23 protein-coding genes and 2 riboswitches are annotated in these 23,609 nt (G+C 66.9%); of the genes, 14 read left to right on the top strand and 9 right to left on the bottom strand.

The features are described 5' to 3' along the window. Nucleotides 1-206: 206 nt before the first annotated feature. Entirely contained in the window at nucleotides 207-1,841 is a 1,635-nt protein-coding gene (gene groL / locus ASG79_RS05680; RefSeq protein WP_018769535.1) for a chaperonin GroEL, read from the top strand. Nucleotides 1,842-1,991: 150 nt separating this feature from the next. Here the strand turns inward: groL and ASG79_RS05675 are convergent, their stop codons facing one another. Then, nucleotides 1,992-3,302, bottom strand: a complete 1,311-nt coding sequence (locus ASG79_RS05675) for an ABC transporter substrate-binding protein (RefSeq protein ID WP_056389162.1) — start codon at nucleotides 3,300-3,302, stop codon at nucleotides 1,992-1,994. Between the two features lie 293 nt (nucleotides 3,303-3,595). On the opposite strand from ASG79_RS05675, the gene ASG79_RS05670 reads away from it, so the two are divergent. Next, entirely contained in the window at nucleotides 3,596-4,717 is a 1,122-nt protein-coding gene (locus ASG79_RS05670; protein ID WP_056389159.1) for a ribonuclease HI family protein, read from the top strand. Between the two features lie 25 nt (nucleotides 4,718-4,742). On the opposite strand, the gene ASG79_RS05665 is transcribed toward ASG79_RS05670, so the two are convergent. The 4 genes from ASG79_RS05665 to ASG79_RS05650 all read right to left on the bottom strand — a co-directional run bounded on the left by ASG79_RS05665 (nucleotide 4,743) and on the right by ASG79_RS05650 (nucleotide 7,935). Then, a complete protein-coding gene (locus ASG79_RS05665) occupies nucleotides 4,743-5,030 on the bottom strand; it encodes a WXG100 family type VII secretion target (protein ID WP_018769538.1) in 288 nt (95 codons plus the stop codon). Between the two features lie 106 nt (nucleotides 5,031-5,136). Beyond that, on the bottom strand, nucleotides 5,137-6,648 hold the full coding sequence (locus ASG79_RS05660) for a sensor histidine kinase (protein WP_018769539.1): 1,512 nt from the start codon (nucleotides 6,646-6,648) through the stop codon (nucleotides 5,137-5,139). A 2-nt stretch (nucleotides 6,649-6,650) separates the two neighbouring features. Then, nucleotides 6,651-7,361: a response regulator transcription factor gene (locus tag ASG79_RS05655; RefSeq protein ID WP_018769540.1), complete on the bottom strand. Its 711-nt coding sequence runs from the start codon at nucleotides 7,359-7,361 to the stop codon at nucleotides 6,651-6,653. A gap of 73 nt (nucleotides 7,362-7,434) precedes the next feature. After that, complete coding sequence (locus ASG79_RS05650) at nucleotides 7,435-7,935, bottom strand: DUF427 domain-containing protein (RefSeq protein ID WP_026265813.1); 501 nt, start codon at nucleotides 7,933-7,935, stop codon at nucleotides 7,435-7,437. Nucleotides 7,936-8,180: 245 nt separating this feature from the next. Between ASG79_RS05650 and ASG79_RS05645 the strand changes: the two genes are divergently transcribed. Together ASG79_RS05645 and ASG79_RS05640 are read left to right on the top strand one after the other, a co-directional pair. Continuing rightward, nucleotides 8,181-8,438 (top strand): hypothetical protein, encoded by a 258-nt coding sequence (locus ASG79_RS05645; RefSeq protein ID WP_056389156.1) that lies wholly within the window; start codon nucleotides 8,181-8,183, stop codon nucleotides 8,436-8,438. A gap of 5 nt (nucleotides 8,439-8,443) precedes the next feature. Next, on the top strand, nucleotides 8,444-9,313 hold the full coding sequence (locus tag ASG79_RS05640; RefSeq protein WP_056389153.1) for an FHA domain-containing protein: 870 nt from the start codon (nucleotides 8,444-8,446) through the stop codon (nucleotides 9,311-9,313). Nucleotides 9,314-9,332: 19 nt separating this feature from the next. Here the strand turns inward: ASG79_RS05640 and ASG79_RS05635 are convergent, their stop codons facing one another. The 3 genes from ASG79_RS05635 to ASG79_RS05625 are packed head-to-tail and all read right to left on the bottom strand — an operon-like array spanning nucleotide 9,333 to nucleotide 13,710. Further along, on the bottom strand, nucleotides 9,333-10,979 hold the full coding sequence (locus ASG79_RS05635) for a DNA repair helicase XPB (protein ID WP_018769544.1): 1,647 nt from the start codon (nucleotides 10,977-10,979) through the stop codon (nucleotides 9,333-9,335). Nucleotides 10,980-10,991: 12 nt separating this feature from the next. Next, on the bottom strand, nucleotides 10,992-13,466 hold the full coding sequence (locus ASG79_RS05630) for a helicase-associated domain-containing protein (protein ID WP_056389150.1): 2,475 nt from the start codon (nucleotides 13,464-13,466) through the stop codon (nucleotides 10,992-10,994). 10 nt (nucleotides 13,467-13,476) lie between these two features. Continuing rightward, nucleotides 13,477-13,710: a hypothetical protein gene (locus ASG79_RS05625; RefSeq protein WP_056389147.1), complete on the bottom strand. Its 234-nt coding sequence runs from the start codon at nucleotides 13,708-13,710 to the stop codon at nucleotides 13,477-13,479. Between the two features lie 226 nt (nucleotides 13,711-13,936). On the opposite strand from ASG79_RS05625, the gene ASG79_RS05620 reads away from it, so the two are divergent. Both ASG79_RS05620 and ASG79_RS05615 read left to right on the top strand, forming a co-directional pair. Then, nucleotides 13,937-14,320 carry a cold-shock protein gene (locus tag ASG79_RS05620; RefSeq protein ID WP_018762148.1) on the top strand — a complete coding sequence of 128 codons (384 nt, stop codon included), beginning with the start codon at nucleotides 13,937-13,939 and terminating at the stop codon, nucleotides 14,318-14,320. Nucleotides 14,321-14,327: 7 nt separating this feature from the next. Beyond that, nucleotides 14,328-14,876: a DUF3027 domain-containing protein gene (locus tag ASG79_RS05615; RefSeq protein WP_056389144.1), complete on the top strand. Its 549-nt coding sequence runs from the start codon at nucleotides 14,328-14,330 to the stop codon at nucleotides 14,874-14,876. 60 nt (nucleotides 14,877-14,936) lie between these two features. On the opposite strand, the gene serC is transcribed toward ASG79_RS05615, so the two are convergent. Beyond that, a complete protein-coding gene (serC, locus tag ASG79_RS05610; protein ID WP_056389141.1) occupies nucleotides 14,937-16,067 on the bottom strand; it encodes a phosphoserine transaminase in 1,131 nt (376 codons plus the stop codon). A 293-nt stretch (nucleotides 16,068-16,360) separates the two neighbouring features. Here serC and ASG79_RS05605 point away from each other — a divergent pair, with 293 nt between their 5' ends. The 8 genes from ASG79_RS05605 (at nucleotide 16,361) to ASG79_RS05570 (ending at nucleotide 23,570) form a co-directional block, all read left to right on the top strand. Further along, the gene (locus ASG79_RS05605) at nucleotides 16,361-17,062 is read left to right on the top strand and encodes a metal-dependent transcriptional regulator (protein WP_018769550.1); all 702 of its coding nucleotides are present in this window, start codon (nucleotides 16,361-16,363) and stop codon (nucleotides 17,060-17,062) included. A gap of 107 nt (nucleotides 17,063-17,169) precedes the next feature. Further along, nucleotides 17,170-17,414: riboswitch (cyclic di-AMP (ydaO/yuaA leader) on the top strand. Between the two features lie 10 nt (nucleotides 17,415-17,424). Beyond that, nucleotides 17,425-18,246: a M23 family metallopeptidase gene (locus ASG79_RS05600; RefSeq protein WP_082581687.1), complete on the top strand. Its 822-nt coding sequence runs from the start codon at nucleotides 17,425-17,427 to the stop codon at nucleotides 18,244-18,246. Between the two features lie 112 nt (nucleotides 18,247-18,358). Further along, nucleotides 18,359-18,554: riboswitch (cyclic di-AMP (ydaO/yuaA leader) on the top strand. Nucleotides 18,555-18,624: 70 nt separating this feature from the next. Next, nucleotides 18,625-19,302 (top strand): C40 family peptidase, encoded by a 678-nt coding sequence (locus ASG79_RS05595; protein WP_018769552.1) that lies wholly within the window; start codon nucleotides 18,625-18,627, stop codon nucleotides 19,300-19,302. A 163-nt stretch (nucleotides 19,303-19,465) separates the two neighbouring features. Next, nucleotides 19,466-20,233 carry an NlpC/P60 family protein gene (locus tag ASG79_RS05590; RefSeq protein ID WP_018769553.1) on the top strand — a complete coding sequence of 256 codons (768 nt, stop codon included), beginning with the start codon at nucleotides 19,466-19,468 and terminating at the stop codon, nucleotides 20,231-20,233. Between the two features lie 268 nt (nucleotides 20,234-20,501). Further along, the gene (locus ASG79_RS05585; protein WP_018769554.1) at nucleotides 20,502-21,002 is read left to right on the top strand and encodes an HNH endonuclease; all 501 of its coding nucleotides are present in this window, start codon (nucleotides 20,502-20,504) and stop codon (nucleotides 21,000-21,002) included. Nucleotides 21,003-21,097: 95 nt separating this feature from the next. After that, nucleotides 21,098-21,772 (top strand): molybdenum cofactor guanylyltransferase, encoded by a 675-nt coding sequence (locus tag ASG79_RS05580; protein ID WP_056389135.1) that lies wholly within the window; start codon nucleotides 21,098-21,100, stop codon nucleotides 21,770-21,772. Continuing rightward, nucleotides 21,769-22,065: a DUF6457 domain-containing protein gene (locus tag ASG79_RS24020; RefSeq protein ID WP_018769556.1), complete on the top strand. Its 297-nt coding sequence runs from the start codon at nucleotides 21,769-21,771 to the stop codon at nucleotides 22,063-22,065. Before ASG79_RS05580 ends, ASG79_RS24020 begins: the two co-directional genes overlap by 4 nt. Continuing rightward, the gene (locus ASG79_RS05570) at nucleotides 22,062-23,570 is read left to right on the top strand and encodes a molybdopterin molybdotransferase MoeA (RefSeq protein WP_056389132.1); all 1,509 of its coding nucleotides are present in this window, start codon (nucleotides 22,062-22,064) and stop codon (nucleotides 23,568-23,570) included. The genes ASG79_RS24020 and ASG79_RS05570 overlap by 4 nt, the downstream gene beginning before the upstream one ends. Nucleotides 23,571-23,609: the final 39 nt, after the last annotated feature.

Here is a 23,609-nt window from a genome sequence, read left to right as displayed (position 1 = left end):
GTTAGCACTCTGACGTACCGACTGCTAAAGCAAAGCCTGGTTCCGGCCGGCGGCGCGGGGCACCGGACGAGGAGCGAAAGAAACACCTCACTTCAGTGAGATCCCCTCCCGGAGGCATACAGAGGCCGCCGTCAAAGGATCGTCCGTCGCGGGCACTGCAGCGAAGGTTCATTCTTAACGACTGTCCCGAAAGGACTACTGCCGTTATGGCCAAGATCATTGCATTTGATGAAGAGGCACGCCGCGGCCTTGAGCGTGGCCTGAACACCCTCGCCGACGCCGTTAAGGTCACCCTCGGCCCGCGTGGACGCAACGTCGTCCTCGAAAAGAAGTGGGGCGCCCCCACGATCACCAACGATGGTGTTTCCATCGCCAAGGAGATCGAGCTGGACGATCCTTACGAGAAGATCGGCGCTGAGCTGGTCAAGGAAGTTGCCAAGAAGACCGACGATGTTGCCGGCGACGGCACCACCACGGCCACCGTCCTGGCACAGGCCCTGGTCAAGGAAGGCCTGCGCAACGTTGCCGCCGGCGCCGACCCGCTGTCCCTCAAGCGCGGCATCGAGAAGGCCGTCGAGGCTGTCACCCGCGAACTCCTGGCTTCCGCCAAGGAAATCGAAACCAAGGAAGAGATCGCGGCCACCGCCTCCATCTCCGCCGGTGACGACGAAATCGGTGCCCTCATCGCCGAAGCCCTGGACAAGGTGGGCAAGGAAGGCGTTATCACGGTCGAGGAGTCCAACACCTTCGGCCTGGAGCTCGAGCTCACCGAAGGCATGCGCTTCGACAAGGGCTACATCTCCGCCTACTTCGTCACGGACGCCGAGCGCCAGGAAACGGTCCTTGAGGATCCGTACATCCTGATCGTCAACTCCAAGATCTCCAACGTCAAGGAACTGGTTGCTGTCCTGGAAAAGGTCATGCAGTCCAACAAGCCGCTGCTGATCATTGCCGAGGACATCGAGGGCGAGGCCCTGGCCACCCTGATCGTCAACAAGATCCGTGGCACCTTCAAGTCTGTCGCCGTCAAGGCTCCGGGCTTCGGCGACCGCCGCAAGGCCCAGCTGGCCGACATCGCCGTCCTCACCGGCGGCCAGGTCATCTCCGAAGAGGTTGGACTCAAGCTGGAGAACGCCGGCCTGGAACTCCTGGGCCAGGCCCGCAAGGTTGTTGTCACCAAGGACGAGACCACCATCGTTGAAGGTGCCGGCGACGCCGACCAGATCGCCGGCCGCGTTTCCCAGATCCGCGCCGAGATTGAGAATTCGGACTCCGACTACGACCGCGAGAAGCTGCAGGAGCGGCTGGCCAAGCTGGCCGGCGGCGTTGCAGTCATCAAGGCCGGTGCCGCCACCGAGGTTGAGCTCAAGGAGCGCAAGCACCGCATCGAGGACGCAGTCCGCAACGCCAAGGCTGCAGTTGAAGAAGGCATCGTGGCCGGTGGCGGCGTGGCCCTCATCCAGGCCGGTGCCAAGGCATTCGCCAACCTGCAGCTCTCCGGCGACGAAGCAACCGGCGCCAACATCGTCCGCGTTGCCATCGACGCCCCGCTGAAGCAGATCGCCTTCAACGCCGGCCTCGAGCCGGGCGTCGTGGTGGACAAGGTCCGCGGCCTGCCCGCAGGCCACGGCCTGAACGCAGCCACCGGCGAATACGTCGACCTGCTGGCTGCCGGCGTCAACGACCCCGTCAAGGTAACCCGCTCTGCCCTGCAGAACGCGGCTTCCATCGCTGGCCTGTTCCTCACCACCGAAGCAGTGGTGGCTGACAAGCCGGAGAAGAACGCCGCCCCCGCAGGCGGAGACGACATGGGCGGCATGGGAGGCATGGGCGGCTTCTAAGCCCTCCTGCCGGGACCTCTCCCGCCAACCGCAAAGTGCGGCCCCCTCGTTTGCGAGGGGGCCGCACTTTTGTGCCGGAGGTTTTGTTCCCGGCCACGGATGCGGCCTGTGCCGGCTTGGCCGCCCGGACAAGGAGCTGTGGGAGGGGAGTTACTTCCGGGCCGAATCCAGCATCCCCTGGACTTCCTTCTTGAAGGCTTCCGCCGCGGCCTGCGGGGTCATCCGGTCGTACAGCACTTCATCCGTGTACCTCCTGATGACGTTCTGGACGCTCCCTGCACCCACGGGCGGGACAGGCGGTGCGTCCTTGATGTCCGGGGCTATGTCCTTCAGGAATCCAACCACGGTGGTGTCAGCCGGCTTAAGCTGCGGGGTGATGCCCGAAACGATGTCCGGATTGGTGGGGACGCCCCTGTCGGTCATCAGGATGGCACCCGCCTCCGGACTGTTGGTGAGGTAGTTGATGAACTCCGCGGCCTGCTGGGAATGCTTCGAACGGGAGGATGCAGACCAGAACATGGTGGGCTTGTAGTACATGCCATTGCCGGCCGAGGCGCCGTCGACGCTGGGGGCCCGCAGTATCTTTATGCTGCTGCCGGTGGTGGCTTCAAGGGAACCAAGCTGGTTGGTCCACCACCAGGCCATGGCCACCCGGTTTGTTCCGAACAGGCTTTCCTCCAGTCCTGCCCCTGCATCCTCGGTTGCCACGGTGGCCGCCGGGCTGGCCTTGGAGTCGCGCTGTTCCTTGATCCGTTCCCAGAAGGACGCTGCAGTCGCGGCTTCAAAGTCGAGCTTGCCGTCCCCTGAGTACAGATTCTCGCCGTGCTGGCGCAGCCAGATGATCAGGTCGGCTTCGTTGCTGCCATAAGCGGCCCCGTAACTCTTCCCGTCACCTGCTGCGCTGATCTTCGCCGCCGTGTCCACGAAGTCTTTCCACGTCCAGGTCTTGTCGTCCGGCACGGGCACTCCCGCTGCCTGGAACACTTTCGTGTTGGCCATGATGACGTAGGCGTTCCGGCCTGTGCTCAGCCCGTACTGGGCGCCCCCGTACTGGCCCGACGCAAGCGCTTCCTTGTCCAGTTTTGAGGTATCGATGCCGTTTTGCCTGGACAGGTCCATCAGCGCCCCGCGGCCGCCGTATTCGGCGATGTATTTCTGGTCCATCTGGATGACGTCGGGCGCATCGTTGGCGGCGGTCTTCGTTGCCAGCTTGTCCCAGTAGCTGGACCATTCTCCCGGCTCCGCTTTGATCTTGATGTTCGGGTGCGATGCCTCAAAGGCCGCGATGACCTTGTTTGTCTGTGCGTTCAGGTATTCATTGCCCCACCAGGCGAACCGCAAGGTCACCTGGCCGTTGTCGCCTGAACCGCCGGGGGCCCCGCAGCCGGTGGCCAGGATGGAGAGGGCCAGCGCGGCCGCGCCCAGCTGGAAGCGGCGCCGGCTTACGACTGGAATCGTCATTGATGTTCCTTCCGGATGGGCTCCTTGTGCGCCGGGGTCGCCGTGATGCGCGGACCGGCGAAGATCAGAAACCGTTTTCTCGAGTGATGAAGTGATTGTGTCGCGCCCGGCATGCTCACGTCAAGAAGTTTCGGTAAGCGTTTTCCCAACCCCTGTCGCTTCGGCCGTCAAAGTTGCGCTTACGACCATTCGCACAGCCCGCTGCCGGGGCGCCGGAAGGGGTGCGGCAGCTCGCCCAGGCTGGGATGCTGTGGCGTCGGTCCAATGTCGGTGGCTTCTGGCAGGATGGTTTGGTGACGATTACTGCAGCGGCTGATGGTTCGGCCTTGGGAAATCCCGGTCCGGCTGGCTGGGCCTGGTATGTGAATGACGATTGCTGGCGGGCCGGGGGCTGGCCGCACGGGACCAACAACCAGGGTGAGCTGATGGCTGTCCTTGACCTCCTGCGCGCCACCGCCCACCTGCCCGGTGAGGACCTGCGCATCCTTTGCGACAGCCAGTACGTGATCAACTCAATTACCAAATGGATGCCGGGCTGGAAGCGCAAGGGCTGGCGCAAGGCAGACGGAAAACCCGTCCTGAACGTGGAACTGTTGAAGGAACTCGACCGCGAGCTGGCCGGCCGGGTTTACACATTTGAGTGGGTCAAGGGCCACGCCGGCCATGAGCTGAACGAGGCTGCGGACGAACGGGCCAGGGCCGCGGCAACGGCGTACCAGCAGGGCGTGGCAGCAAGGTCCGGGCCCGGGTTCCCCGGCGGACGCCACCCTGGCGCGCACCACGCAGCTGCACACCACGAAGCCGCACACCAACCTGCTGCGACCCCATCCGGCTCCGGACATGCGGCCGACGGGCAGCCCTCCGGTATTGGCTTCCCGCCCGCCACCCTGGACATCCCGACCGCTGCTCCTGGGCGCCCGGTACCAGGGGCCGGCGGCGGCGCACCGGCCGCGGGCGCCGGCAGGCCGCGCGCCACCCCTGAACCGCTCCCGGCCTTCGATGAACTTGACCTGTTCAGCGAACTGGACACAGACGCCCTTGACATGGCCGAGGCAACGCAACAGGCCGGCGCCATCCCGCCTGAGGCGCTGGTCGAAGAGCTCGAACGTGAGCTGCTGGGCCCACTGGTGCGGGGGGATATCGGCCGGACGGCTGTCCTGCTGCACCCGGACTTCATGGAGATTGGCAGCTCGGGAAGGGTCTGGACCCGGGACGCCATGATGATGGCCCTCGAAGAGGATCCCGGTGAACGGACCGATATCGAAATCCTGGGCGCTGACCGCATCGGCACCAGCGCGGTCCTGCTGACCTACCGCAGTTTCGCCCGCTCAGGCACCACGCTGCGCAGCTCCCTGTGGGTCCTCGACGGCGGCCGGTGGCGGCTGCGGTTCCATCAGGGAACGCCGGAAGCGTAGGCGAACCGTTCAGCTCACACGGGCGTCAGCTGAACCGCTGCGTGTTTCCCTGCTCCGCCTGGGCATACGTGGCCGCTGCAGAGGCCAGGGCCGCGTTGATGGACGCCAGCGACGCCTCCACCCGGCCCTGGGTGATGGTCCATTCGGTGATGAGCGCCTGGAAGTTGGTGGCCGCTGCACCGCGCCATGATCCCTGCAGTTCGTCGAGGCCACGCTTCATTGCGTGCACGTCCGCGCTGATCCGGTCCACGGTGGCCTGGACGTTCGCGGACTTCAGCTGCAGTAATTCGGTGTCGACGGAAATAATGCTCATGGCTGTGCCTTTCGATACGGCGGGCGGAGCGCCCCCGCGCCCGGCGGATCCGGGCTGCTGGGACGAGCCTATGGAGCAGAACCGGGCGGCAGCCATGGCCGGAGGACTATATGTGGATAACCGACCCGTCGCTGCCCTTGGCCCCTGCGGCACTGCGGGCGGTGGTTTCCTGCCCGTCCACGCCGCCAGTGCGGGCGGAATCCTCTCGCCGCGGAAGGCTCACCACCAGCGTGGCGCCGCCGCCGTCGGTCTTTTCCACCCTTACCGAACCGCCGTGCGACCCCACGATGGCCGCCACGATGGCGAGCCCGAGGCCGCTGCCGCCCGTCTCCCTGGTCCGGGACGTGTCAGCCCGGTAAAAGCGTTCAAAGACCTTGGCTGCGTCCTCTTCCGAGATACCCGGCCCATGGTCCCGGACTTCGATGATGGAACGTTCTTCGCCGTCGGTCCCGCGGACCCCGACGGCGACTTCGATGGGGCTGCCCTCCGGGGTATAGCGCAGGGCATTGCCCACGAGGTTGCCCACCACCTGGCGCAGCTTGGCCTCATCCCCAAGGACCGGGGCCGGTGCCGCCGGTCCGCCGTCGAGTCCGGTGAGCGTGATCAGCCGGGACCGGTCGCTGGCCTGGGTGTCAACCACGGCGTCGTGCGCAATCAGTTGCAGGTCCACGGGCTTCTGCTGCAGCGGCCGCTGTTCGTCGAGGCGTGCCAGCAGGAGCAGGTCCTCAACCATCGAACCCATGCGCTTGGCTTCGCTTTCGATCCGGCCCATGGCGGTGGCCACGTCTTCGTCCGTCGCCAGGGCGCCGTGGCGGTACAGTTCGGAGAACCCGCGGATGGTGACCAGGGGAGTGCGCAGTTCGTGGGACGCGTCGGCGGCGAAGCGGCGCATCCGTGCCTCTGAGGCGGTCCGTGCAGCGAACGCGGTCTCGATGTGCGCCAGCATGGCGTTCAGCGAGCTGCTCAACCGGCCCAGCTCGGTGGCAGGGTTCTCCACCTCCACACGGCGGGAGAGGTCACCGGCGGCAATCGCTGCCGCAGTCTTCTCCACACGGGCCAGCGGCCGGAAGGACCTCGACACGGTCCAGCTGGCAATAAGCGAGGCCAGCAGCAGCGTCAACAGGCCCACCCCGGTGACCACCAGGGTGGCGTGCTTGAGGACATCGTCGACGCTCTCCAGGGGGAGGCCGATGACCACCACGGCGGTGGTCTGGCCGTTCTGGACGGTCACTGCCACCACCCGCCAGTTTTCCCCGTCCGTTCCACGGACCTGGAAGGGAACCAGCCCGCGTGCCTGCGCCTGCTCCACGGTGATGGCGCTGATGTCCGGGTGGTCGTCCGGATCGCCGCCGAAGGTGTACGGCTGCTCACCCGGGGCGAAGAGCATCAGCGAATAGTCGGTGGGAATGGAGCTGGGCGCCTGCAGCTGCGTGAACGAGCGCTGTTTCCGGGCAGAGTCGACGGCGGCATTCAGCTTGTCGTCCACCTGCCCCTGTAGATAGCTGTGCAGCAGCGTCAGTGTGACCGCTCCGGTCACCGTCAGGGCCACAATCAGCAGGGCCATGATCATGGCCACCAGCTGCGACCTGAGCGAGGCCGACTTCCACCGCTTCAGCAAGGTCAGCGCTTTTCAGCCGTCCGGAGCACGTAGCCCACGCCGCGCTTGGTCTGGATCAGGGCCGGCGCCTCCGGGTCGATGTCCACTTTCCGCCGAAGGTAGGAAATGTAGGACTCCACGATGGACGCGTCGCCGTTGAAGTTGTACTCCCACACATGGTCCAGGATCTGCGATTTGGACAGCACCCGGTTGGGATTGAGCATGAGGTAGCGCAGCAGCTTGAATTCCGTGGGGGAGAGCTCGATGACAGTGCCCCCGCGCCGCACCTCGTGGGCGTCGTCGTCGAGTTCGAGGTCGTCAACGCGGATCACCGCATCGTCGTCCAGCAGGGGCTGCGTCCGGCGCAGGACGGCGCGGATCCGGGCCACCACTTCGTCGAGGCTGAAGGGCTTGGTGACATAGTCGTCACCGCCCACGGTGAGGCCGGTGACCTTGTCCTCGGTGTCGTCCTTCGCGGTCAGGAAGAGGACCGGGAAGTGCTTCCCGGCGGCACGGAGCCGGCGGGTCACGGTGAAGCCGTCCATGTCAGGCAGCATGACGTCCAGCACGGCCAGGTCAGGGGCGTGCGTGTCGGCCGCGGCGAGGGCATCGCGCCCGTTGGCAGCGGAGACCACTTCAAAGCCGGCGAACCGCAATGACGTGGAGAGGAGCTCGCGGATGTTGGGTTCATCGTCGACGACGAGCAGCCTGGCTTCTGGACCGTTCTTGTTCATGTTCCCATCATGCTCCCAGTCTCTGGGAGTTGTCTGGATATTCGTTGTGAGCATGATGAAGGCCCGCTTGGGCTTACCAGTCCATTGTTCCCGGCTCGCCTTTGAAGGGACCCACCACGCGGCTGGTGATCCAGCCACCATAGAAGCGGCCCGGCTGCGCCTGCACCCGTTCCCCGTCAACTTCGCAGAAATCCATCCTCCCGGCGTAGACGGCCACCCGCCCGGCGAGCGCCTCAAACCCGGACGCCGGCTCGGGGTAGGACCAGGCAGCGCCGTCCGCCTCCTTACCCCCGCCGCGCACCGTCAGGTAATTGGCCGCGCCCTTGAACTCGCAGAAGCTGCTGCCGGCAGCAGGCTCCAGCGCGCCGGAGACGAATGCTGACTGCCGGACGTAGTACACCGGTGGATGGCTGGTCTCAAGAACGCGCAGCGAGTCGGTGGTGTCAAGGATCACCTCGCCTCCAAGGACGATGCGTATGCGTTCCGTGCTGGGTTCGATCCGCGGCGGCCGGGGATAGTCCCAGACCGACTCCTGCCCGGGCCCGGGCACGACGGGAATGATTCGTGGACTCATGCTTCCAGTGTGCGTCGCAGACCGCTGTTACGCACCAGGGAACCCAATTCACGGCAAGAACGTTCCGCGTCCGGCATCTTCCCCCGCCCTGCGGCCGGGAATACAGTGATGCTTGCCAGGCGGTCAAGCCCGGCACCAGCGTTCCAACGGATCACCGGCTGCCGCCTCGTCCCGTCCCTGGTGGTCCCGCGCCAACAACGGTAGTAACCCGATAGTTCCTGGCCCATCGAAGGGGATAGACCATCATGACTGACCTGAGTGCTTCTGAAAACGCAGCTGTATACGAACGCAGCATCCGGGATTGGGCAGACCTTGCCGAGGAGATGTGGTCCTATCTCACCGGCAAGGGTGCTGCGATCAACTACCAGTTCGTCGATATGACCATTGAAGTTCCACGCGACATCGGCCCGGACGCGCCGCGCGCCACATGGAAGCTCAACGGCAGCCTGCGCGTCACCACCAGCGACAGGGATGCCGCCGGGTCGGACGCGAACCGCGGCTGACGGACATGCCCCAGTACCGTCTGGACGTTGATCTGGACTTCTCCTACACGGACGAGTCCGGTGCCGTCACCTCGGGCAGCGCCAGGGCCGCCGGCTCCGAGGTAACAGTGTCCCTGGAAGGCCTGGCGCCGTTGACCGGCGGCGGGCTGCCCTCCCTGGAGGAGATCAAACCGCTGGCGGAGCTGCTGGCCCGCAAGGGGGTGAGCGTCACCGTGGCCGGCCCCGGCGGAAACATCCTCAGCCTGGGCAACGTGGCCAGCCCTGCCTCCCAGCGGCTGGTCACGCGTTCCCCCCACATCAAGCTCGGCAAACTCGGCTCCCTGCTGCCGTTGGTCCGCCAGGGCAGGCGGAGGCCCAAAGGAATGCGGCTGCTGCCGCCGTCGACTCCCTTGCCGCTGGTGCCCACTGTCCAGCGGAAGATCACCCGCCGCATCACCACCACCCACTACGCCAGGGGCGGTGGCCGGCCGCGGCTGATCTTTGTCCAGGACGCCGCCACCTGGACCGGGCAGATTCCGCGGGAGGTGGCCCTCACGGCAGACGTTACAACGATAGGGAGCGGCGCAGGCGCGGACGTCCGGCTCGAGGGCCTGGCGGAGCTGCACGCCGAAATCAGGCACGACGGGCAGGATGAATACGTCCTGGTACCGAACGGTCCCGTCAGCGGCAGCGTCTCCCGGACGGGACCATCCGTCCTGCGGACCGGGGCAAGGATCCAGATGGGGCAATGGTGCCTGGCCTTCTTCCGGGAGGAATTTGCGGACCACGGCCGTCCCTACGGCGGCCGCAGCGGCGGGGAACTGGCCTACGAACGCCCGCAGTTCGATCCCAGAACGGGCACCATGGAGCGCGACAGTTCCGAGGGCGTGACGTGAACGGCGTGCACGCTGCGGGTCAGTCCGCGGCGTGCACGTCCTTGGCGTCCATGATCCGGTAGGCATACCCCTGCTCGGCCAGGAACCGTTGGCGCCTGGCAGCGAACTCCTGGTCCAGGGTGTCCCGTGCCACGAGTGAGTAGAAGCGGGCCGCCCTGCCGTCCTTCTTAGGCCGCAGCAGCCGGCCCAGCCTTTGCGCCTCCTCCTGCCGCGAGCCGAAGGAGCCTGAGACCTGGATGGCCACCGAGGCCTCCGGCAGGTCGATGGAGAAGTTGGCCACCTTGGACACCACAAGGGTCTGCAGCTCCCCGGCGCGGAACGCGTCAAAGAGCTTCTGCCGTACCTTGACGGAGGTATCGCCCTTGATCACCGGTGCCTGCAGCCGCTCGCCCAGATCGTCCAGCTGGTCAATGTACTGGCCTATCACCAGCAGCTGCTCGCCGGCGTGCAGCGCCACCAGCTGCTCCACCACGTGTGTCTTGGATTCGGAGGTGGCGCACAGCCGGTATTTGTCCGCGTCGTCGGCCATGGCGTAGGCCACGCGTTCGTCCTTTGGCAGGTCGACGCGGACCTCCACGCAGTCGGCCGGCGCGATGTAGCCCTGGGACTCGATGTCCTTCCAGGGTGCGTCATACCGCTTGGGTCCGATCAGGCTGAACACCTCGCCCTCGCGCCCGTCCTCCCGGACCAGGGTGGCGGTCAGCCCAAGGCGGCGGCGGGCCTGCAGGTCGGCCGTCATCCTGAAGATCGGTGCGGGCAGGAGATGGACCTCGTCGTAGATGATGAGTCCCCAGTCGTGGCCGTCCACCAGTTCCAGGTGGGGGTAGATGCCGCCGCGCTTGGTGGTGAGCACCTGGTAGGTGGCGATGGTCACCGGCCGGACCTCTTTCAGGGCGCCGGAGTATTCGCCCACTTCCTCCTCTGTAAGGGAGGTGCGCCTGAGCAGTTCGTCCTTCCACTGCCGGGCGGCCACGGTGTTGGTGACCAGGATCAGTGTGGTGGTGGAACCGGTGGCCATGGCCGCGGCCCCCACCAGGGTTTTGCCGGCGCCGCAGGGCAGCACCACCACCCCGCTGCCGCCCGCCCAGAAGTTTTCGCTGGCCAGGCGCTGGTAGGGCCGCAGTTTCCACCCGTCCTCGTTGAGGGAGATCAGGTGCGGCGTGCCGTCCACGTAACCGGCCAGGTCCTCCGCCGGCCAGCCGAGTTTCAGCAGCAGCTGCTTGAGCTGCCCACGCTGGGAGGCATGCACCACCACCGTCTCGCCGTCGATCCTTGGACCTAGCAGCGGTGCGATCTTTTTGGCCCGGATCACTTCCTCCAGCACGGGGTAGTCATCGGTCCGCATGACCAGTCCGTGGCGCGGGTCCTTTTCGAGGCGGAGGCGTCCATACCGGGACATGGTCTCCTCGACGTCGATCAGCAGCGAATGCGGAACCGGGAAACGCGAGTACTTGAGCAGCGCATCCAGCACCTTCTCCGCATCCAGCCCGGCGGCCCGGGCGTTCCACAGCCCCAACGGGGTCAGCCGGTAGCTGTGCATGTGCTCGGGCGCCCGCTCCAGCTCGGCGAACGGCGCAATGGCGTGCCGGGCCTCGGTGGCCAGCTCATGGTCCACCTCGAGGAGGATGGTTTTATCGCTTTGGACGATCAGGGGTCCGTCGGTCACGCGGGGAATCCTTTACTGGCGCAGTTCCTCTGCGGCCTCAATGTCGATGATGCGATGGACGGACAGGACCCGCTCGGTGTCCTTGGCAGGATCGAACACGCGGACCCGGCCCCCGCTCACAGAAAGCGGAACAACAATTTCCAGGCTTGCATTCCCCAGATTGTCCACCACGTTCATGTGGATCCGCTGCTTCAGCCGGATGGCCCGTTGCAGTGCCTCAAGCCCCAGCTGGGTTGCTGCCTCGCCGCCGGCGGCGGTACCGGGGTGGTGTCCGACGGCGGGGCCCGGCCGCCGCAGGACGTCCAGCTGGGCGTCAACCTCCTCCGCCGCGGGCGCCATCCGCGGGGCGGTATAGACGGGACGCAGGCTTTCCTGCGGTACGGAAGACCGGCGGACGTGGGCGGCGGGTTCGACGCCGTCCACAGAAGGGGACAGGCCCAGGCTCCGAAGTGCGGCGGCGAGTTCGCGGGGCGGTGCCGACGACGTGAGGACCGTGGGGGAAAGGCGGGCCAGGCCGAGCTGCGCCGCTTTGGGCCCCCCCAGCAACTCGCGGAGTGCGGCTTCATCATCGCTCTGGACAAAGCTTGCGGCCTGGCCCACCCGGAGCTGGCCGTGCCGGGAGGCCGTGTCCTCCACCAGGTACTCCAGCGGCTGGGGGACAGCGGTGGCGGAGTGTTCCCGGAGAAACGCCAGCAGGCCTGCGGCGTCGTAGCCCTCATCGAGTGCCCGTTTGATGGACGTCGACGAGAAGCGGTAGATGGTGGCCGGGCCCTGCCCCTCGGCGTCCGCCATGACCAGGAGCTTTTCGGTCAGGGCGGGAGCGAGGTAGCCGGGGGCAACGGCGGTCAGGTCTGCCTGCAACAGCACATGGTTCAGGGCTGCCGGCAGGTGCTCGCCAAGGATGGCAAGGGCAGCATCGGGCTGGTCTTCGGCGAACGCGCTTCCGAGTTGGCTCAGCGCACCTGAGCCCACCAGGCCCAGCATCTCCGCCTCGGCGAGGACTCCCCGGATGAGGGAACTGAACCGCCGGGCCATCCGCGGCTGTGACCATTCCGCACGCTGCAGGACCGCGGCGGCATCCAGCACGGGCACGGTGCCGTCCGGTCCTGCAGCTTCGAGCGTGAGTTCGTGCAGGATCTCCAGGATGCGCTTGCGGACCACCGGGGCGTCAGGCCGCTGCGCACCGGCGGACAACGCCGGGATGGTGGCTCCTGACGGTCCCCGGGATGGTGCTGCCGCTGCCGTGTTCATGGGCTGGCCCACCATAGATGGCACGCGCTCGCTGGCCAGCCAGGCGTTGACCAGCCACAGCCATTGTTCCTGCCTCGGCAGCACCAGCCATTCCAGCTGCGGCGGCTGCACCCATGAGGACGAGTCGACGTCGAGGCGGATCAGGCCCGCCAGGCCGCACAGCTCCAGCAGCCGGCCCGTCACGCCCTGGTCGACGCGCAGCTGGTCGGACAGGCGGCGCATCTCGCGTATCCCCACGCCTCCGCTGCGCAGCGTGGCCAGCGGGTTCTCCCTGACGGCATGCAGCAGTTCGGAGACCAGCCGCAGGGTTTCAGAGATGGCGCTGAGCGCTGCATTCCTGCGCAGCGCCGCGGTGGTCCGGCCAAGCTCCGGGACCGGCGGGGACAGGGTGAAGTCGTCGATGATCGCCCCGCCGCGCAGGGCCAGCCCCACGCTGTGCGGCAACTCCACATGGGCGGCATCCAGCGGAACCAGCAGCCCGCGCGCAAGGAGCCAGTCCACGGGCCCGACGTCGGCACCCTCCGTGGTGACCGACGCTTTCCGTTGCGCCTGGGGGACGGCACCCATGGCCCAGTTGCGGAACCTGGCGAGCAACGCCGTCGTCCGTTCCGGGGCGTTGGCGAGGATGTCCCGCAGTGCCTCGGGGGAGGAGGTCCAATGCTGGAGCGCCAGCGCCGCCTCCATGGGCGTGCTGGCATCGTGGATCGCGAATCCGCCGCGGTGCAGTTCGGAGACCAGCTGGACCACCCGCTGGGCGAAGGCCGGCTGCAGGCGGACCAGCTCCGTGTAGCTGCGGCCCAGCCCGGCGGGATAGATTCCCACCACATCCTTGAGGGAGCCGACGGGGAGGTAGTAGTGGTGCCCGGCAGCCTGGGCGTGGGCGCCATGCGGGGGGACCGCAGGATGCGCCAAAGCGAGTTCCTGCAGGGTGTCCATGATCTGTTCGATGACGGCCAGGGATGAACCCCGGATCAACTGGTGCAGGCCCTCCGCCGAGGCGCTGTGCCCGGTGTCCGTGTTGGTGCACAGATGGAGGGTCTCAAGCACCTGCATCTGCGGCCGGGTGAGGCGCTCCAGCGCACGCTGGACGCTGACCCGTGAACTGGCACGCGCCGCCAGTGCGGCGAAGTCTGGAACAGAGGGGGAAATGAGGTCCGGCCGCGCGGCGAACAACGCGCGCAACGAGTCGTCGCTGCGCGCCTCCAGGTCCTTGCCGAGCGCTCGAATGAGGGACATCAGTCCAACGTTACCGCGGCTCCCGCTTCCCCGCCCGCCGCCTGGCGGCAACGCCGTCCAGGACCACCAGGAGCATCAGGATGAAGGCCGCCGGCAGGCCGTAAAGGGCCGAGTAGGTGACCCAGGCGGGGGCGACCGTGTCGGCGAAGGCAAGCGCCATCACAGTTCCCACAGCAATGAGGGAAAGCACGGCCATAACAGCGGCGAGGACCATCAGCGGCCGCCGGTAACGCAAGGGAGTCATGGACGTAACGCTACAGCGGCAGCAGCGCCGCAAGTGAAAGCACCGGGAGCTTGCGCCCGGGGCGGAACGGTGCGGCCCGAAGCGTGATTAGGGCACGCGGCAGGATAACCTTGAAGGATACAGACCAACACGGTTTGCGCTGGCCATACCTTGAACCCGCACAACAATGCGGACGCGGTGGCAGCCGGCCGTGTCTCATGACAGCAGAACGAAGAAGGTTGATTACGTGCCTACCGGCAAGGTCAAGTGGTATGACAAGGACAAGGGCTTTGGGTTCCTCGCGGGCGAAGACGGCCAGGAGGTCTTCCTGCCCAAGTCGTCGCTGCCCGAGGGCGTGACGGAACTGAAAGCGGGCACCCGGGTGGAGTTCGGGGTTGCGGACGGCCGCAAGGGCGCCCAGGCCCTGGGCTTGCGGGTGCTGGACAAGACCCCGTCCATCGCCAAGGCCAAGCGCCCCAGCGCGAAGGACCTCGCCCCGCTGGTTCAGGACCTGGTGACCGTCCTGGACAACCTGTCCGGAACCTTGTCCAAGGGCAAGTACCCGGACGGCAACAAGGGCAAGGCCATTGCTGCCGCCCTGCGTAAGGTTGCCGACGAGCTGGACGTTTAGGCTGCCCATGGACCCCCAACCTGATCAGCCGGGCACGCCAGTGCAGGAGCAGGCTGCCAAGACCCAGCCCAAGCGCAAGGCAGGCGTGCCCGTGTGGCGCACGGGCAAGCCCGATGCTTTCCTGGCCGCGGCGGTGGACACCGCCCGGGCTGCAGTGGAGGGCATCACCCCGGCCGGCACCATCGGGCCGCACCTGGCAGCCAAGAGCGAGGGCGACCGGCTGGTCACGCACCTGTTCGAATCCCGGCTGCCCGGCTATGTGGGCTGGCAGTGGTATGCGGTACTGACCCGTAACTCGCGCTCCAAGGTGGTCACGGTCAACGAGTTGGGCCTGCTGCCGTCCGGGGACTCCGTCCTGGCCCCGGAGTGGGTGCCGTGGGCCGAACGCGTCCGTCCCGAGGACGAACAGCAGCAGGAGCCGGAACAGCAGGAACCGGAACAGCAGGAGCCCGGGCAGGGGACCCCGGATGGGCTTCCGGCAGCGGAGCGGGAACCCGGGGATGAAGGGCCGGCCGACGACGGCGCGGAGCCTGACGCCGAAACAAGGACTTCCTGACCACAAACAAACGGCGCCGTCCGGGGAAACCCGGGCGGCGCCGTCGTGCTTTAACTGTGGTTACTTGCGCAGCTCGCCCACCACGTAGTCGATGCTGGCCAGCAGGGCGGAGACGTCGCTGGGCTCGATGGCCACGAAGGTGGCGATGCGCAGCTGGTTGCGGCCCAGCTTCCGGTAAGGCTCGGTGTCCACGATGCCGTTGGCGCGCAGGACCTTGGCCACGGTGGCGGCATCAATCGATTCGTCGAAGTCGATCGTGGCGATCACGTTGGAGCGTTCCTCGGGCTTGGCCACGAACGGGGTGGCGAAGCCGGACGCTTCCGCCCAGCTGTAGATGCGGCCGGCTGAATCGGCCGTCCGTGCAGCCGCGAAGTCCAGGCCGCCGTTGGAGTTCAGCCACTGGACCTGGGCATTCAGCGTCACCAGCGTGGACAGCGACGGGGTGTTGTAGGTCTGGTTCAGGCGGGAGTTATCGATCGCGGTCTGCAGGTCCAGGAAATCCGGGATCCAGCGGCCGCTGGCCTTGATGCGCGCGGCGCGTTCCAGCGCTGCGGGGGAGAACAGGCCAAGCCAGAGGCCGCCGTCGGAGGCAAAGTTCTTCTGCGGGGCGAAGTAGTAGACATCGCTCTCGGCAACGTCCACGTCCAGTCCGCCGGCCGCCGATGTGGCGTCCACGAGGACCAGTGATCCCTCGTCGGCTCCGGCTACCCGCTTGACGGGGGCGGCGACGCCGGTGGAGGTCTCGTTCTGCGGCCAGGCGTAGACGTCCACGCCGGCCTCGGCCTTGGCTGCGGGCCGGGTGCCGGGCTCGGACTTGATGATGGAGGAGGCTTCCAGGAAGGGCGCCTTGTTGGTGGCGGCGGCGAACTTGGACCCGAACTCACCGAAGGACAGGTGCTGGGCCTTCTTCTCCACGAGGCCGAAGCTCGCGATGTCCCAGAAAGCCGTGGAGCCGCCGACGCCGAGGACCACCTCGTAGCCTTCCGGGGCGCGGAAGAACTGGCTCAGCCCTTCACGGACCGCTCCGACCAGGTTCTTGACCGGGGCCTGCCGGTGCGATGTGCCAAGGATCGTCTTGGAAGCTGCTGCCAGCGCGTCGATCTGCTCCTGCCGGACCTTTGACGGGCCGGCTCCGAACCGCCCGTCCTGGGGCAGGAGGTCGGCGGGGATCGTGATGCTGGTGTCGCTCACAGGTGCTCCAATTCGGCGGGGACAAAAGTTTGGTCCGGAAGGGCGGGCGGTCGGTGGCCGGCAGCGCCGGTGGCTGCGCTGCGGGCCATTCCCATTCTGCCTGAACCGCCGCCGGGGGCGGGAGCCAGGCCCGTCATAGTCCGGACAGTGAGACGTGCCGTCCCCGCGCAGCCCCTCGGGGCGCGGCTATTCGGACAAAGTCAAAATAGGCTAAGCTTTCCCCCGGACTACTTTGCGCGAAGAGGCGATACGGTGGGACAACGCAAGGTACTGCGCTCGAGGAGCTGAGCTGGATGACGGATCTGATCGACACTACGGAGATGTACCTCAGGACCATTCTGGAGCTTGAGGAAGAAAACATCGTTGCCCTTCGGGCCCGTATCGCCGAGCGTCTGCGCCACTCCGGTCCCACCGTTTCCCAGACCATCGGCCGCATGGAGCGGGACGGGCTGGTGGTGGTGTCCGGCGACCGGCACCTGGAACTCACGGACACGGGCCGCAAGCGCGCCACGGAGGTCATGCGCAAGCACCGGCTGGCCGAACGCCTGCTGGCAGACGTCATTGGCCTGGACTGGGCCTACGTCCACGACGAAGCCTGCCGCTGGGAACATGTCATGAGCGAGCGCGTGGAGCGCCGCATCTACGAGATGCTGGACCACCCCACCGAGTCGCCGTACGGCAACCCCATTCCTGGCCTTGCGGCGCTGGGCGGCCAGGCGGGGCCCGGCTTTGCCGACGGCGCCATCAGCCTGGTGGAAGCGATGAAGAATTACGGGCCCGCCTCCGGAGTGACCATCAGCCGCCTGGCGGAGCCGATCCAGGTGGAACCGGAACTGCTGGCGCAGCTGGACGAGGGCGGTATCCGGCCGGGTGCCGCCGTGGCGCTGGAACGCGTGGGCGAATACATCTCCGTGCGGGTCCCCGGAATCGAAGGCGCATTGGAGCTGCCGCCCGAGGTTGCCGCCCACGTCTTCGTGGCCATCAGCCAGCCCTGATCGGGGCGCCCATACCCCACGGAGGGGCAACCACGCAAAGGTAACGGAATTGTTACCTAGGGTCTTAAGCCCCTATAGTGGAACCAAGCGTTGATACATAAGCGTTACCTGATCCGGAGCCGAGCTCTGCCAGCGGGCCAGGTGCACGAGTCGTTACTGGCAGAGGCGGGGGAACCACAAGCGGCAGCGGGGGACTGCCTTGGGGTGAAGTCCGTCAGCAGCAAGCCTCTCCAGTGAAGGATTCTTCCGGGAATACCCCCTGTGCAGAAGCTTGCCTAAGGCGGACCGGGTCTTTGATCTCTCTGACCCGAATCCGACAGCTAACTCCGCAGGCTTCTTCCAGAGAGGAACCCTTCTTGACCATGCAGACCTCCCGGGGCCGCCGCCGCGCGGCCGGCCCCCCTTCGGCACCCCGGGTTGCCGAAGTTGTCGCAGCGGAGCGCCCCCGCGACCTGCATCGTGACGCGCGCCGCCGCCGGGGTCCCTTCCGGCAGATGACGGAGTTTGCCGCCGCCAGCGGTATTGGCCAAAAAGCCGGCATTGCCCTTGCCGCCACAGGCCTGGTGCTGACGGTCACGGTGCCCGCCACGAGTCCCGTCATGGCCACGGATACCGCCGGCAGTGCCCCCATGGCCGCGTCCGCCGTCAGCCCCCAGCCCCAGATCTCGGCCGATGTCGGAGCACAGATCGACTTCAGCCGGTCGGCCGTGGTGACCCAGGCCGACCCGGACGGGAAGCTGAAGCAACTCCTGAGCGCCCAGTCCGCCGGCTCCGTCACGCGTGCCGCTTCGGCCGGCACCCTGGCTGCACCCCTCGCCTCCCTCACCACCGCTTCCCCCTTCGGCTACCGGGTCAGTCCCATCACCGGAGGCTCCGGAGACTTCCACCGGGGCCAGGACTTCGTGGCGCAGTGCGGGACCTCGGTCCTGGCCGCCGCGACAGGTACCGTGACCTTTGCCGGCTGGCACCAGTTCGGTGGCGGAAACCGCGTGGTCATTGACCACGGCAACGGGCTGGAGACCACCTACAACCATCTCTCGTCCTTCAACGTCAAGGTGGGCCAGACCGTCTCCCGCGGGGACGTGGTGGCACTGAGCGGTACCACGGGCGCATCCACCGGCTGCCACCTCCACTTCGAGGTGCAGGTCAATGGCGAAGTTGTCGATCCCATGGGCTGGCTGTAACCAAATGGTTGCCCGCTCTCACATGTCCGCGACGCGCCGTGACCTGAATGTGACATTGAAGCAAAACTGCTGTACCGTCTAACTCGCGTCAACTTTTCCGAAGTTGACGCTCTTGAGTGGATTGCCTAACTCTGCCACCGCTCAAGGTCCGTTCGCATTTCATCGTCTGGCAGGGGCGGGGGAACCAATTTTGGCCTTCATGTTCAGAAGGCCTTGGGGTTAAGTCACAAGCTTCCCAGGAAGCAGCGTGGCCGGGTGACTCCCATCCGAATCCGACAGCTCACCTCGCAGGCATTGGGAGAGGCTACCTTCGTGTCTTCACGCCATCATTCTGCGCGCCACCGTGCGCAAACGGTTCGCACCAACCCCCTGGACGCCATGTCCAAGGCCGTCAGTGCAAATGCCGGGACCGTAGGCCGCCAGGCTGCCGTTGTGGCAGCGGCTTCCGGCCTCATCCTGAGCATGGGCCTGCCCGCCACGGCAGCTGACACCACGGCCGGTGTCTCTGCCTCCACCGAGTCCGGCTCGTCCCAGGCAGCCCTCGCTGTCACGGCCGCACCCACGGCCACGGTGTCCTTCGAGCGTCCGGTCGTCAAGACCACCGCTGCTCCGAAGGTGGAAGCGGTGCGTACCCAGTCCACGGCATCGGCGAACCGCGCCACCACCACAGGCCAGGAGGCGTCTCCGGCCGCCAAGACGGCGGAGACCGTATCCGCTGCGGCAACCTCGGGCATCGCTGCCATCGCCTACACCGGCATCGGCCACTCCTACGTGTGGGGCGGCACCAGCCCGGTCACCGGCTGGGACTGCTCCGGGTTCGTGCAGTGGGTTTACGCCCAGGCCGGAATCAGCATCCCCCGCACCAATGCGTGGAGCATCATGACTCCCACCTCCACCCCGCAGCCGGGTGACCTGGTTGTCCAGAACGGTGGCGCGCACGTCGGCATCTACGTCGGCAACGGCATGATGATCAGCGCACTCAACCCCTCCCAGGGCACGCTGCTCCACTCGCCTGCAGCCACTGGCACCTCCTCGTACTACCACTACGGCAACTAGTTCTTGGGCTTAACGCTCCAAGGGCTATTTCTTTGCCCAAGGCTTTTTCGCTAGAAACCACATCCCCGTTCGGGACGCGCCGACGTACCCCCAAGATGCCGGCGCGTCCAACAACCTTCGCCTGCCTACAAGCGGTTTGAGGGAAAAACGAAAGAGAGAACTGATGACGACTCGTGCCACCGCACGGCATCGCGCCGAGGTCACCAAAACCAACTCGATCGCTGTTATTGCAAAGGCCGTCAGCGACAACGCAGGCGGCATGGGCCGCCAGGCTGCGGTTATCGCTGCCGCTTCCGGCCTGGTCCTGACCAGCGGCATCGCGGCCAACGCTGCCGACGCCAACGTCAAGCGTGATTCCGCTCCGGCGTCCGCACTGGAAGTTGAATCCGCAATCGACGCCCCGATTTCCGCGGCTTCCACCATCGCCATCAGCTACGAGAAGCCCGCTGTCACCACCACGCCGGCTCCCGTCGCCGAGCCTGAGCCCCAGGTCGAGGTGCAGGAAGCTGCTCCTGCCGCCGAGCCCGTTGCGGCTCCCAAGGTCACCGCCAAGGTTGCCACCGCTGCTGCTCCGGCCGCTCCCGCTGCCCAGGCTTCCGCCAGCGGCAAGGGCGCTGCAATCCTCTCGGCCGCCTACGCCCAGCTCGGCGTTATGCAGGACTGCACCATGCTGGTCACCAACTCGCTGGCCGCCGTCGGCATCCACTTCCATGACTGGCCCGCCGGCTACCTGTCCCTGGGCCGCACCGTGAGTGCAGCCGAAGCGCAGCCGGGCGACCTGATCTACTACGCTGACGGCGGCGCGGGCATGGCCCACATTGCTGTCTACGCCGGAAACGGCATGGCAGTCCACGGCGGCTACAACGGAAACCAGACTGTGGTCTTCAGCGCAAACGTGGGTTCCGGCCCCGTGTTCATCCGCGTCAACTAAGCATCCCAAGGCAGGCCTGAACGGCCGCAGGCCAGGCAATGCCCCCAAGGACCCCCGCCATCCCGGTGGGGGTCCTTCGCGCTTAATCGGCCCGCGCCGCCCGCGGCCGACCCTCCCGCGGTGTCCAGCCGTTGTCCTGCTCCAGAGTGGCGATTACCCGATTCTGCACTTCTTTGTTTACTCTTGTGATGTCGATCCATAGCCTGGACATGCCGAGGGCAGCCGGCCCTCGTGCCCCTGACGGGTGCGGCCGTGAAGAGGTAAGTGCATGCGCACTCTCGTTCTGAATGCTGGATATGAACCGCTGGCGGTTATTACTTTCCGCCGGGCGCTGGTGCTTGTGCTCACGGGCAAGGCAAGTGTGGTTGCCGAAGGTGACGACCCCGTGGTGGGCCCTACTGACATTCTGGGCCGCCCGTCCGTGATCCTCCTCAACCGCTACATCCGGCCCCGGTACAACCACTCCACGGCCGTCAGCCGCAGGGGCGTACTCCGGCGCGACGGGCATAAATGCGCCTACTGCGGGAAAGCGGCGCACACCATTGACCATGTTCACCCCAAGTCCCGGGGCGGTGCCGATTCGTGGGAGAACCTGGTGGCCGCCTGCCTGCGCTGCAACAACGTCAAGGGCGACCACACTCCAGCCGAGATGGGATGGACCCTGCGGTTCGTGCCCGAACCGCCGCACGGAACCATCTGGCAGATCAAGGAACTGGAGAAGCCCACGCCGGCCTGGGACCCCTTCCTGCTTCCGGAACGCGCTGCCTGACACCCCGCGCTGCCTGAGTTGCCGTGATGCTCCGGTGCGCCGGACGTTCTGACCCGCAGTGCGGCCCCTACGCTGCCGGTCGCTAGGCTGGGGGAGTGGAAGTGAACGGGCTTGCCTTTGATGCCGTGATCCTGGCCGGGGGGAGGTCATCGCGGCTGGGCGGCGTACCCAAGCAGTCGCTCGTCTTCCAAGGCCAATCCCTCCTCGAACGCGCTGTCGCTGCCGCCGCGGGGGCCCGGCATGTGGCAGTTGTGGGCGAGATGGCTTCCCTGCCAATCTGGCCTCCCAACCTGCTGAGCTGCAGGGAGCAGCCGCACTTCGCGGGCCCGGCGGCAGCCATAGCGGCCGGGCTGGATGCGCTGGCGGACATCGGCGAGGGTGCGCCCTACCTCCTGGTGCTGGCCTGCGACATGCCGCTGGCATCCCAAGCGGTGGCAGCGCTTCAGGAAGCTTTGCAGATGTCCACGGCGGCGGACCCGGCAAATGTCATGGCTGCCGAAGGCGACCGCCCACAGCCACTGGTGGGTTTTTACCGCACGCCTGAGTTAACAAAGGCGTGCAGGGACCTCGCTGCCCGCGGGGCGCTGGTCAACGGCTCTGTCAGGTCGCTCCTTGCTAATCTGGACGTGCAGCTTGTCACAGTCCCTGCCGGGTCCACCTCCGATGTGGATACCTGGGATGACGCTGCCGCGCTGGGGATTGCCGCCGGGAACCAGAGCGAACGCCAGGACCGGCAGACGGGCGGAGCAAACGTGGGAGGCAATTCGTGAAGAGCCAGGACGAAACACTGGAAGAGTGGTGCAGGGCACTTCTCCAGGCGTACAAGCTTGAGGACGTCCAGGTGGACGTCAACGCGGTGCTGGCGCTTGCGGGCGTCGCCGCCCATGCTGTGGTCCGGCCAGCCGCTCCGCTCACCACTTTCATCGCCGGGTTCGCTGCGGGCCTGGCTTCGGCTCCCGGCAGGGAGATGGACGCTGAATCAATGGATGCGGCCCTGGCCGTTGCCCGCACCCTGGCAAAGGACTACGAGGCCGAGGCTGCCGCCGGGACTCCCGGCGAATGACCGCGGAACCCCAAAGCGATCCGGAAGCGCCACCTGGCAGCGAAGCGGAAGGGCCGGCCGGCATAGCTGGACCCGGACCCACTGGACCCGGACCCACTGGACCCGGACCCACTGAACCCGGAACCACTGACTCCGGCGCAGTCCAAGCCGGGACGGCGGAAGCAGGGCATGCGGGCCAGCACCATGCTGCCCACACGTGGGAAGAGGCCCGGCAGGCGGCGTTCGACGCCGCAACCCCCATTCCTCCCGGACCAGTGGCACTGCGTATCGCGTTGGGCCGCAAACTGGACCAGGACATCGTGGCCCTCCAGGACATGCCCCACTATGCGTCCTCGGCCATGGACGGCTGGGTAGTCAACGGAAGCGGCCCCTGGATCCCGGTGGAACCCGGCACCCGGCTGGCACCGCACCAGGCCAGCCCCATCGCCACCGGCGGCCTGATCCCTGCAGGCGGCAAGGCAGTGCTTCGCACCGAGAGCGCAGTCCTTGGCCAGGACGATGAAGGACTCCCACTCCTGATGACCGGAGGCAAGGCCCGCCCGGGCGAGCCCCGCGCGGGAGAGCACATCAGGAAAGCCGGGGAGGAAGCCCTGGAAGGGGACATCCTGGTCAAGGCGGGGGCGGAGCTCAATCCCGCCCACCTGGCACTTGCCGCGCTGGCAGGCTACGACGATGTGCAGGTCCAGGGAAAGCCCGTGGTGCGCCTGGTCCTGACCGGGTCCGAAGTGGTGGAACACGGCACGCCGGCCCCGGGCCAGGTGCGCGACACCTTCGGCCCGCAGCTGCCGGATGTCGTCGCCATGCTGGGCGGCATACCCGTCGGGCAGCAGCGGATCGGCGACTCCTATGACGAATGGCTTGCGGCGCTCGAGGACGTGCTGCCGGAGGTGCCGGACGCGCCGGACCTGCCGGCCGACGTCGTCATTACTACCGGTGGCACCGGGCGCTCGGGAACGGACCACCTCCGCAGGGCAGTGGCCGAACTCGGCGGCCGGCTCATCATCGATGGCGTGGCCATGCGGCCCGGCCACCCCGCCGTGCTCGCCGAACTGCCCGACGGACGCTTCGTTTTGGGGCTTCCCGGCAACCCGCTCGCGGCCATGATGGCCCTTTCCACTGTGGGGGCCCCGCTGCTGGCCGCACTGGGGCACCGTCCCATGCCGGCGGTGGAGGAGGTGCCGTGCGGGACCATGATCGAGCCGGACCCCGGGCGTACCCGGCTGATGCCGTTCCGGCTGCTGTACGGCATGGCGTCCCCGGCGCAGCATACGGGGCCAGGGATGATGCGCGGGCTCGCCGCCGCGGACGGTGTGCTGGTAGTGCCACCGCACGGCGTGCAGCTCGGCGAGCCGGTGCCCGCGTTCGCCCTGCCATGGGGGCCGCCAATACCTCCTACCCAGGACGGCCCGGCCAAAGCCAAGCCAAGAAGCGCCGCACGGACAGGCCAGCCCAAGGGTAAGCCGGCACCCAGCGGACCCGTGGACTGGAGCGCCCTCCTGGGCTGAGGCGGCCCCTGTTGGTGCCATGATGGAGTAATGAACAAG

This window comes from Arthrobacter sp. Soil761 (assembly GCF_001428325.1).
Taxonomy (GTDB): Bacteria; Actinomycetota; Actinomycetes; order Actinomycetales; family Micrococcaceae; genus Arthrobacter.
The sequence above is the reverse complement of the archived record's forward strand: the minus strand, read 5'-3'. Positions and strand labels throughout refer to the sequence as shown.

Bases quoted from the DNA above. Each gene is read 5' to 3' on its own strand.
- ASG79_RS05630 (WP_056389150.1), bottom strand. From the start codon at position 13,466: ATGTCCCTCATTCGAGCGCTCGGCAAGGACCTGGAGGCGCGCAGCGAC.
- ASG79_RS05605 (WP_018769550.1), top strand. From the start codon at position 16,361: ATGACGGATCTGATCGACACTACGGAGATGTACCTCAGGACCATTCTG.
- ASG79_RS05590 (WP_018769553.1), top strand. From the start codon at position 19,466: ATGACGACTCGTGCCACCGCACGGCATCGCGCCGAGGTCACCAAAACC.
- ASG79_RS05625 (WP_056389147.1), bottom strand. From the start codon at position 13,710: ATGACTCCCTTGCGTTACCGGCGGCCGCTGATGGTCCTCGCCGCTGTT.
- ASG79_RS05595 (WP_018769552.1), top strand. From the start codon at position 18,625: ATGTCCAAGGCCGTCAGTGCAAATGCCGGGACCGTAGGCCGCCAGGCT.
- ASG79_RS05655 (WP_018769540.1), bottom strand. From the start codon at position 7,361: ATGAACAAGAACGGTCCAGAAGCCAGGCTGCTCGTCGTCGACGATGAA.
- ASG79_RS05665 (WP_018769538.1), bottom strand. From the start codon at position 5,030: ATGAGCATTATTTCCGTCGACACCGAATTACTGCAGCTGAAGTCCGCG.
- ASG79_RS05615 (WP_056389144.1), top strand. From the start codon at position 14,328: ATGGACCCCCAACCTGATCAGCCGGGCACGCCAGTGCAGGAGCAGGCT.
- ASG79_RS05675 (WP_056389162.1), bottom strand. From the start codon at position 3,302: ATGACGATTCCAGTCGTAAGCCGGCGCCGCTTCCAGCTGGGCGCGGCC.
- ASG79_RS05585 (WP_018769554.1), top strand. From the start codon at position 20,502: ATGCGCACTCTCGTTCTGAATGCTGGATATGAACCGCTGGCGGTTATT.
- groL (WP_018769535.1), top strand. From the start codon at position 207: ATGGCCAAGATCATTGCATTTGATGAAGAGGCACGCCGCGGCCTTGAG.
- ASG79_RS05570 (WP_056389132.1), top strand. From the start codon at position 22,062: ATGACCGCGGAACCCCAAAGCGATCCGGAAGCGCCACCTGGCAGCGAA.
- ASG79_RS05645 (WP_056389156.1), top strand. From the start codon at position 8,181: ATGACTGACCTGAGTGCTTCTGAAAACGCAGCTGTATACGAACGCAGC.
- ASG79_RS05600 (WP_082581687.1), top strand. From the start codon at position 17,425: ATGCAGACCTCCCGGGGCCGCCGCCGCGCGGCCGGCCCCCCTTCGGCA.
- ASG79_RS05640 (WP_056389153.1), top strand. From the start codon at position 8,444: ATGCCCCAGTACCGTCTGGACGTTGATCTGGACTTCTCCTACACGGAC.
- ASG79_RS05650 (WP_026265813.1), bottom strand. From the start codon at position 7,935: ATGAGTCCACGAATCATTCCCGTCGTGCCCGGGCCCGGGCAGGAGTCG.